Origin of the sequence: Laspinema olomoucense D3b (genome assembly GCF_025370785.1) — a bacterium.
Classification (GTDB): domain Bacteria; phylum Cyanobacteriota; class Cyanobacteriia; order Cyanobacteriales; family Laspinemataceae; genus Laspinema; species Laspinema olomoucense.
In genome coordinates this window covers 92,003-105,778 of record NZ_JAMXFA010000013.1, presented here as the reverse complement: position 1 = coordinate 105,778, position 13,776 = coordinate 92,003, and the positions used below count along the sequence as shown (strand labels likewise).

Annotated in this window: 15 protein-coding genes and 1 tRNA gene; 13 read left to right on the top strand and 3 right to left on the bottom strand. The window is 44.9% G+C overall.

What is annotated here, in order from left to right; genetic code table 11:
- The first annotated feature begins 46 nt into the window (after positions 1 to 46).
- The 3 genes from NG792_RS11855 (at position 47) to NG792_RS11845 (ending at position 1,836) form a co-directional block, all read left to right on the top strand.
- Entirely contained in the window at positions 47 to 913 is an 867-nt protein-coding gene (locus tag NG792_RS11855) for a class I SAM-dependent methyltransferase (protein ID WP_261235546.1), read from the top strand.
- 13 nt (positions 914 to 926) lie between these two features.
- On the top strand, positions 927 to 1,649 hold the full coding sequence (locus tag NG792_RS11850) for an HAD family hydrolase (protein WP_261200451.1): 723 nt from the start codon (positions 927 to 929) through the stop codon (positions 1,647 to 1,649).
- A gap of 114 nt (positions 1,650 to 1,763) precedes the next feature.
- Positions 1,764 to 1,836: transfer RNA gene (locus NG792_RS11845), tRNA-Ala, on the top strand.
- Positions 1,837 to 1,839: 3 nt separating this feature from the next.
- Here the strand turns inward: NG792_RS11845 and NG792_RS11840 are convergent.
- Genes NG792_RS11840 through NG792_RS11830 form a run of 3 tightly spaced genes read right to left on the bottom strand, consistent with a single transcriptional unit; the run spans position 1,840 to position 3,662 of the window.
- Positions 1,840 to 2,451: a hypothetical protein gene (locus tag NG792_RS11840; protein WP_261235545.1), complete on the bottom strand. Its 612-nt coding sequence runs from the start codon at positions 2,449 to 2,451 to the stop codon at positions 1,840 to 1,842.
- 13 nt (positions 2,452 to 2,464) lie between these two features.
- A complete protein-coding gene (locus NG792_RS11835; protein WP_261235544.1) occupies positions 2,465 to 2,878 on the bottom strand; it encodes a hypothetical protein in 414 nt (137 codons plus the stop codon).
- Positions 2,871 to 3,662 (bottom strand): TIGR04255 family protein, encoded by a 792-nt coding sequence (locus NG792_RS11830; protein ID WP_261235543.1) that lies wholly within the window; start codon positions 3,660 to 3,662, stop codon positions 2,871 to 2,873. The genes NG792_RS11835 and NG792_RS11830 overlap by 8 nt, the downstream gene beginning before the upstream one ends.
- A gap of 1,134 nt (positions 3,663 to 4,796) precedes the next feature.
- Between NG792_RS11830 and NG792_RS11825 the strand changes: the two genes are divergently transcribed.
- From NG792_RS11825 to NG792_RS11780, 10 genes are all read left to right on the top strand, one after another.
- A complete protein-coding gene (locus NG792_RS11825) occupies positions 4,797 to 5,012 on the top strand; it encodes a hypothetical protein (RefSeq protein WP_435387574.1) in 216 nt (71 codons plus the stop codon).
- 287 nt (positions 5,013 to 5,299) lie between these two features.
- Positions 5,300 to 6,358: an amino acid ABC transporter substrate-binding protein gene (locus tag NG792_RS11820; protein ID WP_261235542.1), complete on the top strand. Its 1,059-nt coding sequence runs from the start codon at positions 5,300 to 5,302 to the stop codon at positions 6,356 to 6,358.
- A 243-nt stretch (positions 6,359 to 6,601) separates the two neighbouring features.
- Positions 6,602 to 7,567, top strand: coding sequence for a glutathione S-transferase family protein (locus NG792_RS11815; protein ID WP_317619503.1), 966 nt, complete (start codon positions 6,602 to 6,604; stop codon positions 7,565 to 7,567).
- A 30-nt stretch (positions 7,568 to 7,597) separates the two neighbouring features.
- Complete coding sequence (locus NG792_RS11810) at positions 7,598 to 8,560, top strand: amino acid ABC transporter permease (protein WP_261235541.1); 963 nt, start codon at positions 7,598 to 7,600, stop codon at positions 8,558 to 8,560.
- A gap of 213 nt (positions 8,561 to 8,773) precedes the next feature.
- Positions 8,774 to 9,817, top strand: coding sequence for an amino acid ABC transporter permease (locus NG792_RS11805; protein ID WP_261235540.1), 1,044 nt, complete (start codon positions 8,774 to 8,776; stop codon positions 9,815 to 9,817).
- A 106-nt stretch (positions 9,818 to 9,923) separates the two neighbouring features.
- Complete coding sequence (locus NG792_RS11800; RefSeq protein WP_261200446.1) at positions 9,924 to 10,418, top strand: GAF domain-containing protein; 495 nt, start codon at positions 9,924 to 9,926, stop codon at positions 10,416 to 10,418.
- Positions 10,419 to 10,439: 21 nt separating this feature from the next.
- Positions 10,440 to 11,183 carry an amino acid ABC transporter ATP-binding protein gene (locus tag NG792_RS11795; RefSeq protein ID WP_261235539.1) on the top strand — a complete coding sequence of 248 codons (744 nt, stop codon included), beginning with the start codon at positions 10,440 to 10,442 and terminating at the stop codon, positions 11,181 to 11,183.
- A gap of 26 nt (positions 11,184 to 11,209) precedes the next feature.
- Complete coding sequence (locus tag NG792_RS11790; protein ID WP_261200444.1) at positions 11,210 to 11,470, top strand: SemiSWEET transporter; 261 nt, start codon at positions 11,210 to 11,212, stop codon at positions 11,468 to 11,470.
- Between the two features lie 74 nt (positions 11,471 to 11,544).
- Entirely contained in the window at positions 11,545 to 13,188 is a 1,644-nt protein-coding gene (locus NG792_RS11785) for a B12-binding domain-containing radical SAM protein (RefSeq protein ID WP_261200443.1), read from the top strand.
- A 110-nt stretch (positions 13,189 to 13,298) separates the two neighbouring features.
- A complete protein-coding gene (locus NG792_RS11780; protein WP_261200442.1) occupies positions 13,299 to 13,721 on the top strand; it encodes a hypothetical protein in 423 nt (140 codons plus the stop codon).
- Positions 13,722 to 13,776: the final 55 nt, after the last annotated feature.

Below are 13,776 nucleotides of genomic sequence, written 5' to 3'. Positions count from 1 at the left end.
GATCGCTCCTGAAAACCCCACTCCCTCCCAATCTTGAGGCAAAACCATGACCGTTCGTAAAGACACAATTTTTGAGCAGTTTTTAGCACCCGTTGTCTGGCTGTTCGTCGATGAAAAGGCGATGCAGCAGTTGAGTCGCAGCATTGACTGGGAAACGGAGAGTGCTCGCCTCAAACGGCCCGATTTGGATTACCCCGACTATTACATCACTCAAAATTTTCACGGTATTGAAGGCGGTTACCTGAATTCGGGTGCAGCAGTGAGTTATGACCCGATTACCCAGTATGCCCTTCCTCCCCATGAAGGTTGGATCCGCCAAGGGTTAATCGATGCCATTCGTACCCATCCGCGCCGCATCCTGGACCTGGGTTGTGGCACGGGTTCGACGACGATCCGCCTCAAGCAAGCCTTTCCCGATGCGGAAGTGATCGGTTTGGATTTATCCCCCTATATGCTGGTGATGGCCCAATACAAGGCTAAACAAGCGGGTTTAGAGATTCAGTGGGTGCATGGCCCTGCGGAACAGACGGGATTTGCCCCTAATTCTTTCGATCTAGTGACGGCTTCGTTATTATTCCACGAGACCCCAACACAAATCGCTCAGGCGATCGCACAAGAAAGCTTCCGACTGCTGCAACCTGGGGGACAGTTTCTAATTCTTGATGGGAATCAAAAAACCCTACGCCAGACAGAGTGGCTTACCCAAATTTTTGAAGAACCTTATATTCAGGAGTACGCCGGTGGCAGTGTGGATGCCTGGATGGGTGCGGCAGGATTTGGTGCGGTGCAGACGACTGAAGTTTGGTTACTTAATCAGGTAACCAGCGGGATCAAACCTTTGCCTCAATCTCCGGCAGCGTCATCGAGGTGGACTGAACAAGAGGAGTCATGGGTTGTGGCTCCCAGCTACTAAGGAGAGAGGGACCATGAGTTTAAAGGCGATTTTATTTGATTTCAATGGGGTCATTATTAATGATGAGTCGATTCACGAGGAGTTAATCAATGAGTTGCTGCTGGCGGAGAACTTGCGCCCGAAAAAGGGGGAGTTCTGGCAAATCTGTTTAGGACGCAGCGATCGCGCCTGTATTGCGGAGTTATTTGCGACTCGGGGACGGTTCCTGACGGATGAGGCGATCGCTGCTTTGGTTGCTCGCAAGGCGATCGCCTATCAAGAACGACTCGCTACCCTGGATAAGCTGCCCATTTTTATGGGGGTGGAAGACCTGATTTATAAACTGCGCGGCGCTCAGTTAAAATTAGCGGTGGTCTCGGGTGCTTTGCGCTCCGAGGTGGAACTGGTGTTAAATCGGGCAAATCTGGCCCAATATTTCTCGGCGATCGTGGCGGGAGATGACATCACCGTCAGTAAACCGGAACCTGATGGTTATCTGCTGGCGGTGGAACGGTTGAATCAGCAATATCCGGACCTCAACCTGACCCCACGAGATTGTTTGGCGATCGAAGATACTCCCGCTGGGATTCAGGCGGCTCAACGTGCTGGAATTCAGGTGGTTGGCATTGCCAATACTTACCCGTTTCATATGCTCCAGCGGCAGGCAGACTGGACGGTGGATTATCTGCGCGATGTGGAACTCGATCGCCTCAAAGAGTTTTTTCAGCGCTGTTTGTCTCAACCTGTACCAGGGTAAGGGAACTCTTACTGTTAGGAGGGTTTGAGCCATTGTGAACCCCAAAAAAATTTATCTGGGATTGCCTCTTCCCTTTCTCCCTGGGTTCATGTTATGATGGTTCCACGAATGACCGGGGAATTAGCTCAGTTGGTAGAGCGCTGCGATCGCACCGCAGAGGTCAGCGGTTCGAATCCGCTATTCTCCATTGTTATGGATAAATTTGGGCGTCCAGTTCTTCTTGAGTAGGTCTGGAAAAATGAGACCCTAGTTTGAGTTTAAACTTAACCCGCTGTTGATCAGTCATTTGTAGTACCTTTTTGGAAAGTACGAAGTCGTACTGGGAACGTGGCAAAGCAACAACTCTATTAAAGTCAACTACATAATCCTGTGACAAATGTTGATGACTGGGAATGTAGAAGAAATTAATATAAGTGCCTTGATTATTAGCTTGAAGTTGACTGAGTTTGGCTGGGTTTTGACGGATGGGATAAGGAACTTCTAGAAGAGGAGAAATAACAAACGCTGATAAATTAGGTTTTCCTTTTTCTCGCTTGGCAATATCACAACACTGGGTTATTAGAATGAAATTACCGTAATATACTTTCATCTGTGCGGTCAATACTGTTAAACCTTCTTTGGGTTTATTATCAGTCAAGGCTAATAAATTTGCTTGAACTTCAGTATTGAGTGTAAGATTAGGTGAATTTAGGTCGGGGGTCCCAATGAGATGTAAGTCGGAACAGTTTAACTCGGGGTAGAATAAACCTCGAATAATATCACCCTGGCGCAATTCAGTGGCATCAATTTGCTCAACAAACATTTGAATATTCTAGTTAAAAACTGTCCAACTCTTCATCGGTGTAGATAGAAGCATATTCAGTGTCTTCACTTGGCATAGACTTGGCTACAGATAGAAAAGAATTTACTATTTTCTGAGATTCAAACTCTTGATAGAAATAGCTTTCTTCACTGTCTTGATGAATAGATTCTAGTTGTTCACGGGCTTCTTCTAATGCTTCTGGAGAAAGTTTAGTTAAAATCAACAGGCATTTTAAAAAACTGAGTGTTTTCTGATCTGACTCATAACTCAGCTCTATTCTGAGAGATAAATTAGATGGCGATAATATAGAAACGCTCCTGTCTCTCTGTGCTGGAGGAAGCGTCAGATCTCCACTATCTTGGTAAGATGTTCTGATGGGGAAAATTGTATTCTGCTTTGTCCTAGTAAAAGTATCCAGATTAATCATGAGTGAGCGGTTGAGGTTCCATTGCGTTGTGGAGTTCATCTGTAATGCTCCATCGGAATAGTTTGCCCCCAGTTCGGTTGAAGTTGTCACAGACATTCCAAATATCCCCCTTGTTTATCTTACCTTCTACAAAAAAATCAGCATCAAACAAATAACCCTTTTCTTGAAGATTACCTCTTGAAGAATCTTGGGATACCACTAAACCATGATTAAAGTTAACGCGACCTTGTTCTAGTTCAATTTCTAAATTTTTTACTAAAGTAATAATTGAGCCAGAAAGTTCGCTATGTAGCTCTGAAGCAATATCTTTGCTAATTAATGCAGACCACGGTCTATCTTCTATTTTTAACTTAGAGCGCAGGATTAAGTCCCGATATCTTAATCCTAATCTTAAGTAAAAAGAGGGTTTATATAATTCCTCAAAAATATTAACAATTCGGTTCATTTTTTCTTTAAATTCTTCATACCTCTTATATTGAAATGTGGATAAGGTTAAACTGTCTTTATTTAAAGAAATTTGCCATTTTGAATCTTCAGACTGAAAATTATAAGTGGGGTCTTGGGCTGAAAAGGTGCTAAGTTGTGGCACTAATGCCGCCAGATCAGGCGGAAGATTTAGAGAATGAGATCGTTGAAAAATCGGGTAATCCAAACGAATTCTCTCTTGAAACTCAAACGGCTCTTGATTATTAATTTTCAGAAGCGTAGGGAAGCGTAACTGCCCTACCACATCTAGCAAGGGAGTGCGCTTATAAATTACACGTTGGTAATCAGGTAGCTTCATTTTAAAATGTACTTACTCCATAAATCTATATTACCTTCTTATGGCTGGAATCGAGATCAGGCATAAGACTATCCTGTTTCCGCCAGACCACTATTTTTTGAAAAACTATAAAACATCGTAATCCTGCTTTGGCCTACCCTGCTAGAATTATCCGCCTTGCCACACACTGGGGACACTCTGAATCATCATAAATGTCATCAGGGTTACTTCCACACCGCTATCGATATCTTCTTGAACGGTTAATTCGATAACAGGGGCATCAGTAAAATAGGACCCCCCAAGAAAACAGGCTTCCTGGGTTCTCAGGTTGTAAATTGCCTATATTTAATTAGTTGCGGAGCTTCAGGATCGCTAGAAAGATCAGCATTTGGCTGATTAAACGGGTTGGGGGGTAGGCCTAGGGTCCCTCAATCGGAAGTATGTTACGTTATTAGTAGACTCAATCAACCATACAATCGTCCTTGAGCGCCCCTTTCTTGAGGTCCCTGCGATCCCCGTGTTTTATTTATAGCCTTTCCTACCCCCTCCTCTTGCTGGGATCACAGTTTACTAAACCCAATCCAGGTTGGAAAGCCTAATTTGATCCTCATCTAGCAGTTTACATCTGATGTAACAAACTAAGCATGGTTTCAACCTTGGATCCATTTTCCCTCCTATTTAGGATTGCTCTACTCCATCTTCCCCTTGCCCCTTGTAGGATAAGGGGTGGGAAGGTAAAAGGCTCAAGGAAACTCCTATTTTCGATCTGGACGAGATTTAATTACTAATTTCCTACTGGTTAGCCATCGGACCCCCGATAAATTTGATCGCCTATCTTCAAAAAACTTAATATGTAGTCTCAACTACCGAAAACAGCCTTATTCGCTGAAAAATCACGGCTTCACGACTGCAAAAGGGCTGAAAAGGTAAAGTTTGTAACAAACGAATTGTAAGGTTTTGGTAACTATTGTTGCATCTTATGTTGTGTCGATCCAATCCCGGATAAATAGGGTATGGTGTAAATATAAAGGAATTATTAAGGTTACTGGAAGACGGCGAGAGTCGTTTTCCCGGTAGCCGTGAAGTAAATCCACATTTAGCCAATCCCCGACAAGAGATTGGTTTTTGTTGGCAGGAGGAAAGATGAATCCCTTAATGCTACGTCAAATTTGGTCCTTGATAGAAAAAACCCAGGTTAACGTTTTGTTAAGCCTAGATGATGCCAGCTTGGTGCAGTGGTTGCTCAAGCAGTTCAGACAAGAGCAACCCCTGGATCCGGATCAAGTGAATGTGTTGAATACTTATCTGCGATCGCGACTCTCTCTGATTCGCGATATCGCCAGCGAACGAATTGCCACGGATATGGGATAATCGCTTGCTGAGTATCAGGGTTCCCTTGGCCCTAATCTCTATTTCCCGCAATGGATGAACGATCGCCGTCCGGTTTGTCTGGCGCTTTGTTGGCGCAGACGAGCGCAATGTAAGCACTCACTCAACGGTTGAAACTTTTGATGAAATACCTGCTGCGATCGCCACAGCAGTAGGTATTTTCAGCGGTCGAACCCGCAGGTTTTCCTGAGTCGTGTAAGATAAAGCACAGCCTTTTATCAGGATAATCGCGCTGCCACCGGCCAATTCAATATAAGAAATTATTAGAGATGGGTAAAAAGGAATTATTGAAACTGGTGAGTCTATGTTTGGCGATCGCCGCGACTGCTTGTGGGGGGACCTCGGGTCAACCCAGTGCCAATGTTGCCACGGGCTCGCAGAAGTTGGCTCAAATCCAAAATCAGGGTCAGATTGTCTGTGGAGTGAGTGGCGAGTTACCGGGATTTAGTTTTGTCGATGCCACCGGCAACTATGCGGGACTCGATGTGGATATCTGTCGGGCGATCGCAGCGGCTATTTTTGACGACCCCAATGCGGTTGAATTCCGCAATCTCAACGCCAAAGAACGCTTTACCGCAGTTAAAAGTGGGGAAGTTGATATCCTCAGTCGTAACACCACCTGGACCCTCAGCCGGGATACGGGGGCCGTGGGGATGGCATTTGCTCCCGTCGTCTTCTATGACGGACAGGGGATTATGGTTCAGAAAAATAGCGGAATTACCAACCTCGCCGGACTGAAGGATAAAGCAATTTGCACCCAAACCGGGACGACTAACGAACAAAATATCGCCGATCGCATGGCAAGTCTCGGCATCAAGTATCAAGTTGTGGTGTTTGATGATATTAATGTCGCCTATGCGACTTATCTTCAGGGTCGGTGTCAAGCGGTGACGTCCGATCGCTCTCAATTAGTGTCGCGGCGATCGCGCTTTCCTGACCCTGAACAACATTTAATTTTAGAAGAAACTATTTCTAAAGAACCCCTCGCCCCCGCAGTGGGACCCGGAGACCCGAACTGGTCCGATTTGGTAAATTGGATTATTTATACCACCATCTATGCCGAAGAACTGGGGATTACCTCAAAAAATGTCGGAGAGATGGTTAATAGTACCAATCCCGAAATTACCCGGTTTTTGGGAACCCAAGGTAATTTAGGCCAAGAATTAGGATTGACCAATGATTTTGCCCTGCGCGTGATTCGTCATGTGGGAAACTATGGAGAAATTTACAATCGCAATTTAGGGCCGGAAACACCTCTCAATCTTGATCGGGGATTAAATCGATTATGGACTGATGGCGGGTTAATGTATTCACCTCCCTTTCGCTAAAAATAGTCCATTATTGAGCTATAGCAATTTTCCCATTCATGAAGTATGTCTATTGGCTCGCCCCTAGCCCCCAGAGATCCCCCCTGCCCCCCTTAACAAGGGGGGAGCCAGAGGAATAAACGTTTCTTTAACAGGGGGACCTTCCAAGTCCCCCTTTTTTAGGGGGATTTAGGGGGATCGGTGAATGTACTTCACCCACCAGAGAAAGGCTATAAAATTTGTTAACAATTAGGAAAAAAAAAGATGGGATTGGGTCTATTAATTGATGGGAAATGGGTAACTGAACGGGAGCAAGAAGATAGTGGCGGTCGATTTATTCGCCCTTCTACCACCTTCCGGAATCGGATTACTACGGATGGAGCGAGTGGATATCCGGCAGTGGCGGGACGTTATCATCTGTATGTGTCTTTAGCTTGTCCTTGGGCCCATCGGACGCTGATTATGCGGTCCTTGAAAGGCTTAGAATCGGCGATTAGTCTTTCAGTAGTTTCCCCGGTGATTGACAAAAATAGTTGGGAATTTGCCGAGTATCCGGGGATGATTCCGGATACGGCAAATCACTGCGATTATTTATGGCAACTGTATCTTAAAGCAGATGCAAATTACAGTGGACGCGTGACAGTGCCGGTTTTGTGGGATACAAAAACCTGTCAAATTGTCAATAATGAATCTCGGGAAATTATCCGAATGTTGGATACGGAATTTGAGGGAATTGCCGAAAATTCTATTGATTTATATCCAGGGGATTTACAAGGGTTGATTGATAAAACTATTGATGAGATTTATCAACCCATTAATAATGGGGTGTATCGAGCAGGATTTGCTACAACTCAGGCAGCGTATGAGGAAGGGGTTACTGATTTATTTGATGCCTTGGAACACTGGGAACAGGTTCTGGGAAAACAGCGCTATTTATGTGGCGATCGCCTGACAGAAGCTGATATTTGTATGTTTACCACCCTGGTGCGGTTTGACCCGGTTTATTATGTGCATTTCAAATGTAATATCCGGCGAATTGTAGATTATCCTAATTTGTGGAATTATCTCAAGGAGTTGTATCAACATCCGGGGATAAAACCTACCTGCAATTTTGACCATATTAAGCAGCATTATTATCGGAGTCATCCGAAAGTTAATCCCACGGGAATTGTTCCGAAAGGACCGATGATTAATTGGGATGAACCGCACGATCGCAGTCGGTTTGGTTAAAGTCTTGGCGGGAGTTGAGGGAAACCGTACATGAAAAGATTGTGGCGCGATCGCCGATTTTGGTTTATTGCCATCCAAGCTGTCGCTGTTGTCTTGATTGCGATATTGGGTTTAACCCTTTGGCAAAACTTGCAGCGAAATTTACAGCAACAAGGCATGACTCTGGGATTTAACTTTTTAGAATCTCAAGCAGCTTTTGATATTGGTGAAACCCTGATCCCCTACGATAGAAGTTCTACCTACGCGAGAGCTCTATTAGTAGGATTACTCAACTCCTTACGCGTGATGGCGGTGGGAATTATCCTAGCAACGGTAGTGGGGGTTACCGTTGGAGTCGGGCGATTGTGGGATAATTGGCTGTTAAGAAAACTTTCATTACTGTATGTAGAAATTCTCCGCAATACGCCTTTATTGCTGCAATTATTTTTCTGGTATTCTGCCGTTTTCTTAAGTTTGCCTGGACTCCAAGATGCCATAAAATTACCGGGAAGGATTTATTTAAGTCAGCAAGTTGTTGCCCTTCCCCTGCCTTGGACGCTACCCGAAGTGCTGGAGAATGGGCAAATTGTGGGCGGATTACAACTGTCTCCAGAATTATCTGCCTTGGTGCTAGGATTGAGTCTTTATACGGCAGCATTTATTGCAGAAATTGTGCGCGCTGGGATTCAATCAGTACCCAAAGGACAGTGGGAAGCGGCAAAATCCCTGGGTTTGAACCCGAGTTTAATGTTGCGCTTGGTGATTTTTCCCCAAGCGTTGCGAACGATGATTCCCTCCCTGACGAGTCAATATCTGAATTTAGCGAAAAATACCAGTTTAGCGATCGCGATCGGCTATCCAGATATTTATTTTGTCGCCTCCACCACCTTTAATCAAACGGGACGGGCAGTGGAAGTGATGATTTTGCTGATGGTAACCTATTTAACGATTAGTTTAGTAATTTCCCTGGTTCTTAATTTTTATAACAAAAAAGTACAATTGAAAGAACGGTAGAATTAGCCTTAATTAATAATGATACTTTCTCTTGGCAATGAAATACATTAAGGATCCCCCTAAATCCCCCTTAAAAAGGGGGACTTCCAGAAAAAAGGTGACTTCTAGGTTCCCCCATTTTTAAGGGGGGCTAGGGGGGATCGATATAGATGTACTTCATGAATATGAAAATTGCTATAACTGCTTAAATCTGTTATCAAGGGTGACGAATGTATGGATAGTAAAGCCGAACTACCACCTGTTACGCCCAAACTTTCTCCCGGGGGATGGGTCCGAAAAAACCTGTTTAATACTTGGTACAATAGCATTTTGACGGTGATTTGTCTGGGCTTGATTTATCAGCTAGGGGGTGGATTGTTGCATTGGGCAGTCGCCCAGGCAGATTGGCAAGTAATTAAAGTAAACTGGCGGTTATTTTTAATCGGAAGATATCCCCCCCAACTCTATTGGCGCGTCGGCATAGCAACCGGGGTAATCGCGGGCGCTGCTGCCTTTTCTTTCTGGGCGATTCGCTGGCGTTCCCGGTGGGTTCAATGGATTCCTGTAGCCTGGATTTTAGCATTTCCCGTGATTCTCTGGTTCATTGGCGGGGGATTTGGACTGCGACAGGTTCAGACTCAGTTATGGAATGGATTATTACTCACCCTGGTGACAGCAATTGTTAGCATTGTCTTGTCATTTCCCGCCGGAGTTTTGTTAGCATTAGGACGGCAAAGTTCTCTCCCGATGTTGCGCTGGTTGTGCATTCTCTATATTGAAATTGTCCGGGGATTACCATTAATTGGGATTTTGTTTATGGCACAGGTGATGTTACCGTTGTTTTTGCCCGTGGAGATGCGTCTCGATCGCGTCATGCGGGCGATCGCCGGGTTGAGTCTGTTTAGTGCCGCTTACATGGCAGAAAATGTCCGAGGAGGTTTACAATCGGTCCCTCGCGGACAAATTGAAGCAGCGAAAGCATTGGGATTGGCAACCCCTTGGGTTATCTTACTAATTGTATTACCCCAAGCATTACGCGCTGTGATTCCCGCCATTGTGGGGCAGTTTATTGGATTATTTAAAGACACCTCTTTACTGGCGCTGGTGGGTTTAGTAGAATTAACAGGGATGGCGCGATCGATTCTGGCTCAACCTGAATTTATCGGGGACTATGCTGAGGTTTACATTTTTGTTGGCTTAATTTACTGGATTTTCTGTTATGGAATGTCCCTCGCCAGTCGCCGGTTAGAGCAAAAATTAGCCCGGGGGAAATCTTAAAGGCGATCGCCTCCTCAAACCCGCTAATTTTCCCTATGATAAAAAAATAGGCAAATTTTTAGATAAACCCTTTCTTTCATTCATTTAAACACCCAAATTTTAATTTATGACTGATTCAAGCTTGCGAAAGGTTGCTGACCGTTTAGCTAAAACCCTAAACCAGGATTTATTAATTCAACAAACAACCTCGGAATTAAGAGAGGTACTTCATGTTAATCGAATTTTATTATATTATTTTTATTCCCCTTGGAAAGGACAAGTTACCTTTGAGTCAGTAAGCGGTCCTCAATTTTCTATCATTGGACAAAGTGGACCGGACCAATGTTTTGGAGAGGAATATGCCGCTTTATATTTGCAAGGACGAGTCCGGGCAATTTCTAATATTGAAATTGAACCTATTAACGAGTGTCATCGGGAGTTTCTGCGAACCCTCCAAGTTCAAGCAAATTTAGTGGTTCCCATTCTTTCCCCCCTCGGATTGTGGGGATTGCTCGTAGCTCATCACTGCGAGGATACGAGATTGTGGTCTTTAGATGATATCAAACGCATGAAAAATGCCGCAGCAACTTTAGGAACTGCTGCCACAATTCGAGATAGTTAAAATGCCGGGAATAAATGAACAATGACCCCAGATAAACGACCCATTATTATTGCGGAAAATGTCCAGAAATGGTATGGACATTATCACGCCCTGCGCGGGGTGAGTCTGACCGTTGACCCGGGAGAAGTTGTGGTCATTATGGGTCCATCGGGTTCCGGCAAATCGACTTTTATTCGGACCTTTAATGCCCTAGAAGACTATCAAAAAGGACGGATTGAAATTGATGGCATTGAACTCTCCAATGACTTGAAGAATATTGATAGTATTCGCCGGGAAGTGGGGATGGTTTTTCAACAGTTTAATCTATTCCCTCACCTGAGTGTCTTGCAAAATGTGACCTTAGCCCCCAAATGGGTGCGCCGATGGTCTAAGGTTAAGGCAGAGGAAGTGGGGATGCAGCTATTGGAACGGGTGGGAATCCTGGAACAAGCACGGAAATATCCTGGGCAGTTATCCGGAGGACAGCAGCAACGAGTGGCGATCGCCCGCGCTTTGGCAATGCAACCCAAAATCATGCTTTTTGATGAACCTACCTCCGCTTTAGACCCGGAAATGGTCCGGGAAGTCCTAGAAGTCATGCGGAATTTGGCCACCTCTGGGATGACAATGGTGGTGGTAACCCATGAAGTCGGATTTGCCCGAGAAGTGGCCGATCGCGTAGTGTTTATGGATGCTGGAACAGTCATCGAAGTCGCCACCCCCACGGACTTTTTTCAAAATCCCCAAGAAGAACGAACCCGTCAATTTTTGTCCCAAATTTTATAGGCAGTTGTTGGCCGAATACAGGATTTATGAAGGAACAGATAATTACAATTATAGGATTGCTCGCCGGAACGTTAACAACGTTGGCTTTTGTCCCTCAAGTGCTCCATACCTGGAAATCTAAATCGACCAAAGATGTCTCATTAAAGACTTTTTTAATGTTCTGTAGCGGAATTTTACTTTGGCTGATTTATGGGCTATTTAAGCAAGATATGGCGATAATTTTGGCAAATTCTATTACCTTTATTCTGGCCTCCATTATTTTAGGTCTTAAACTAAAATATAAATAGCTGACTCTTAATCAACCGACGGGGGTTTAAACCCCTCGTGGGCTTTCAAATTATCCTCATTGAACCCCTTGCTTGTGACTCCTTCTATTTTTGATTCTGAACATCTGCTATTTACCCCGGCGACTGCGAATGCTGATGCGATTCCCGTTATTTATGCCTTTCCTAATGAGTACAATGTTGGGATTACCAGCTTAGGGTATCAAATCGTTTGGGCGACCCTGGCAACACGCGGAGATTTGCAAGTTTCCCGGTTGTTTACGGATCTACATGAACCCTTACCCTCAGAGCCCGAATTGTTGGGATTTTCCGTATCTTGGGAATTGGATTATGTGAATATTTTGGGATTATTAGAGTCTTTGGAGATTCCGATTCGGGCATCCAGTCGCCAAGAATCACACCCGTTAATTTTTGGCGGGGGTCCGGTTTTGACGGCGAATCCTGAACCCTTTGCAGACTTTTTTGATGTGATTTTACTCGGGGATGGGGAAAATCTGCTGGGTGAGTTTGTGGAGGGGTATCAGCAAGTCCGCAAGGCAGGTCGACTACAGCAATTGCGGCATCTGGCGCAAATTCCCGGGGTGTATGTCCCGAGTTTGTATGAAGTCACCTATCACAGTCCCGAAGGGGCGATCGCCTCAATTCACCCCATTGATTCAGAAATTCCCGAAACCGTCGCCAAACAAACCTATCGCGGCAATGTTTTATCCACCTCATCCGTAGTTACCGAAAAAGCCGCTTGGCCTGATATTTTTATGGTAGAAGTGGTCAGAAGTTGCCCAGAAATGTGTCGGTTTTGTTTAGCGAGTTATCTGACTTTACCCTTTAGAACAGCCAGTTTAGAAACCTCCTTAATTCCGGCGATCGAACGCGGTTTACAGGTGACGCGGCGGCTTGGATTGTTAGGTGCTTCTGTCACTCAGCATCCCGAATTTAATCAATTATTAGATTACCTAAATCAACCGCAATTTGAGGATGTGCGTCTGAGTATTGCCTCAGTCCGCACCAATACGGTCACCCCCGAATTAGCCCAAACCCTGGCAAATCGAGGGACAAAATCCTTGACTATTGCCATCGAAAGCGGTTCGGAACGGGTGCGAAAAATTGTGAATAAGAAACTGGAAAATCAGGAAATTACCCAAGCGGCAGTGAATGCCAAAGCGGGGGGATTAACCGGATTAAAACTGTACGGAATGTCTGGAGTTCCCGGGGAAGAACTGGAGGATTTGGAGGCAACGGTGCAACTGTTGCAATTTTTGAAAAAAGCCGCCCCCGGTTTACGCCTAACCTTTGGCTGTAGCACCTTTGTCCCGAAAGCGCATACCCCGTTTCAGTGGTTTGGGGTGAATCCGCAAGCGGAAAAACGGTTAAAAAAGTTACAGAAAGATTTAGGAAAATCGGGTATAGAGTTTCGGCCAGAAAGTTATAATTGGTCCGTGATTCAAGCCTTAATTTCCCGAGGCGATCGCCGCTTATCTTCTCTATTAGAATTAGTCCGACATTATGGCGAAACCCTCGGCAGCTACCGTCGCGCCTTCAAAGAACTACGGGGAACATTGCCAGATTTAGACTTTTACGTTCACGAGAATTGGGAATCCACCCAAACTTTACCCTGGACTCATATTTTAGGACCCTTACCTGTCACTACTTTACAGAAACATCTCGCTGAGGCAACGAGTTATTTTCCCCCTTCCCCAATCCTAATGGCCCCTAGGAGTTAGCCCGGTCAAACCTTAATTTTTGTTAAATAATCCGCTGATTAAAAAAAAAAGCGGTTAGAACCAAGGAGTCCGAAGTTAACTAAATCCAAGCGTCATCTTTTTTAAAATTTATGAAGATTCATCAAACCGCCTGGAAACTTTCACTGGCGATCGCCGGTGCATTGTTCTGTTACACCCCCACCGCCACTGCCCGAATCAACCCAACTCCCCTCCCAGCAACCGCTGAATTGCCTCAGCAGATGCCTGTGGAAATTGCTCAAGGACGCTATTGTCCCGATGGCGCAGGAGGTACTCCCTTGGTCAATTTCTATGAAACTGATAATTTTTGGGTGTATATTTGTGAAGCAGACGGCCTCTATTACTACGGCGTCGAAAAAGGCAGCGGGAGTTCCATCACCCTTCCCGTGGAAGTCGAAGAAGGGACGGGATATGTTGCCGTTAATGGCGAATATACTTATATCGTCAACGGCCTGAGTTTGAGTATTTATCGCGGTAATACTCTCCTGCAAGAAGACTCGGTTTACAGAGACTAAATATTCTATTCCGGGCAAAGTTTTGGGTGCATCTCTATCGGGACTTAATCAAAAA

What these genes read in the sequence shown, in the direction of transcription:
- NG792_RS11855 (WP_261235546.1), top strand. Translation starts at nt 47, where the DNA reads ATGACCGTTCGTAAAGACACAATTTTTGAGCAGTTTTTAGCACCCGTT.
- NG792_RS11850 (WP_261200451.1), top strand. Translation starts at nt 927, where the DNA reads ATGAGTTTAAAGGCGATTTTATTTGATTTCAATGGGGTCATTATTAAT.
- NG792_RS11840 (WP_261235545.1), bottom strand. Translation starts at nt 2,451, where the DNA reads ATGTTTGTTGAGCAAATTGATGCCACTGAATTGCGCCAGGGTGATATT.
- NG792_RS11835 (WP_261235544.1), bottom strand. Translation starts at nt 2,878, where the DNA reads ATGATTAATCTGGATACTTTTACTAGGACAAAGCAGAATACAATTTTC.
- NG792_RS11830 (WP_261235543.1), bottom strand. Translation starts at nt 3,662, where the DNA reads ATGAAGCTACCTGATTACCAACGTGTAATTTATAAGCGCACTCCCTTG.
- NG792_RS11825 (WP_435387574.1), top strand. Translation starts at nt 4,797, where the DNA reads ATGCTACGTCAAATTTGGTCCTTGATAGAAAAAACCCAGGTTAACGTT.
- NG792_RS11820 (WP_261235542.1), top strand. Translation starts at nt 5,300, where the DNA reads ATGGGTAAAAAGGAATTATTGAAACTGGTGAGTCTATGTTTGGCGATC.
- NG792_RS11815 (WP_317619503.1), top strand. Translation starts at nt 6,602, where the DNA reads ATGGGATTGGGTCTATTAATTGATGGGAAATGGGTAACTGAACGGGAG.
- NG792_RS11810 (WP_261235541.1), top strand. Translation starts at nt 7,598, where the DNA reads ATGAAAAGATTGTGGCGCGATCGCCGATTTTGGTTTATTGCCATCCAA.
- NG792_RS11805 (WP_261235540.1), top strand. Translation starts at nt 8,774, where the DNA reads ATGGATAGTAAAGCCGAACTACCACCTGTTACGCCCAAACTTTCTCCC.
- NG792_RS11800 (WP_261200446.1), top strand. Translation starts at nt 9,924, where the DNA reads ATGACTGATTCAAGCTTGCGAAAGGTTGCTGACCGTTTAGCTAAAACC.
- NG792_RS11795 (WP_261235539.1), top strand. Translation starts at nt 10,440, where the DNA reads ATGACCCCAGATAAACGACCCATTATTATTGCGGAAAATGTCCAGAAA.
- NG792_RS11790 (WP_261200444.1), top strand. Translation starts at nt 11,210, where the DNA reads ATGAAGGAACAGATAATTACAATTATAGGATTGCTCGCCGGAACGTTA.
- NG792_RS11780 (WP_261200442.1), top strand. Translation starts at nt 13,299, where the DNA reads ATGAAGATTCATCAAACCGCCTGGAAACTTTCACTGGCGATCGCCGGT.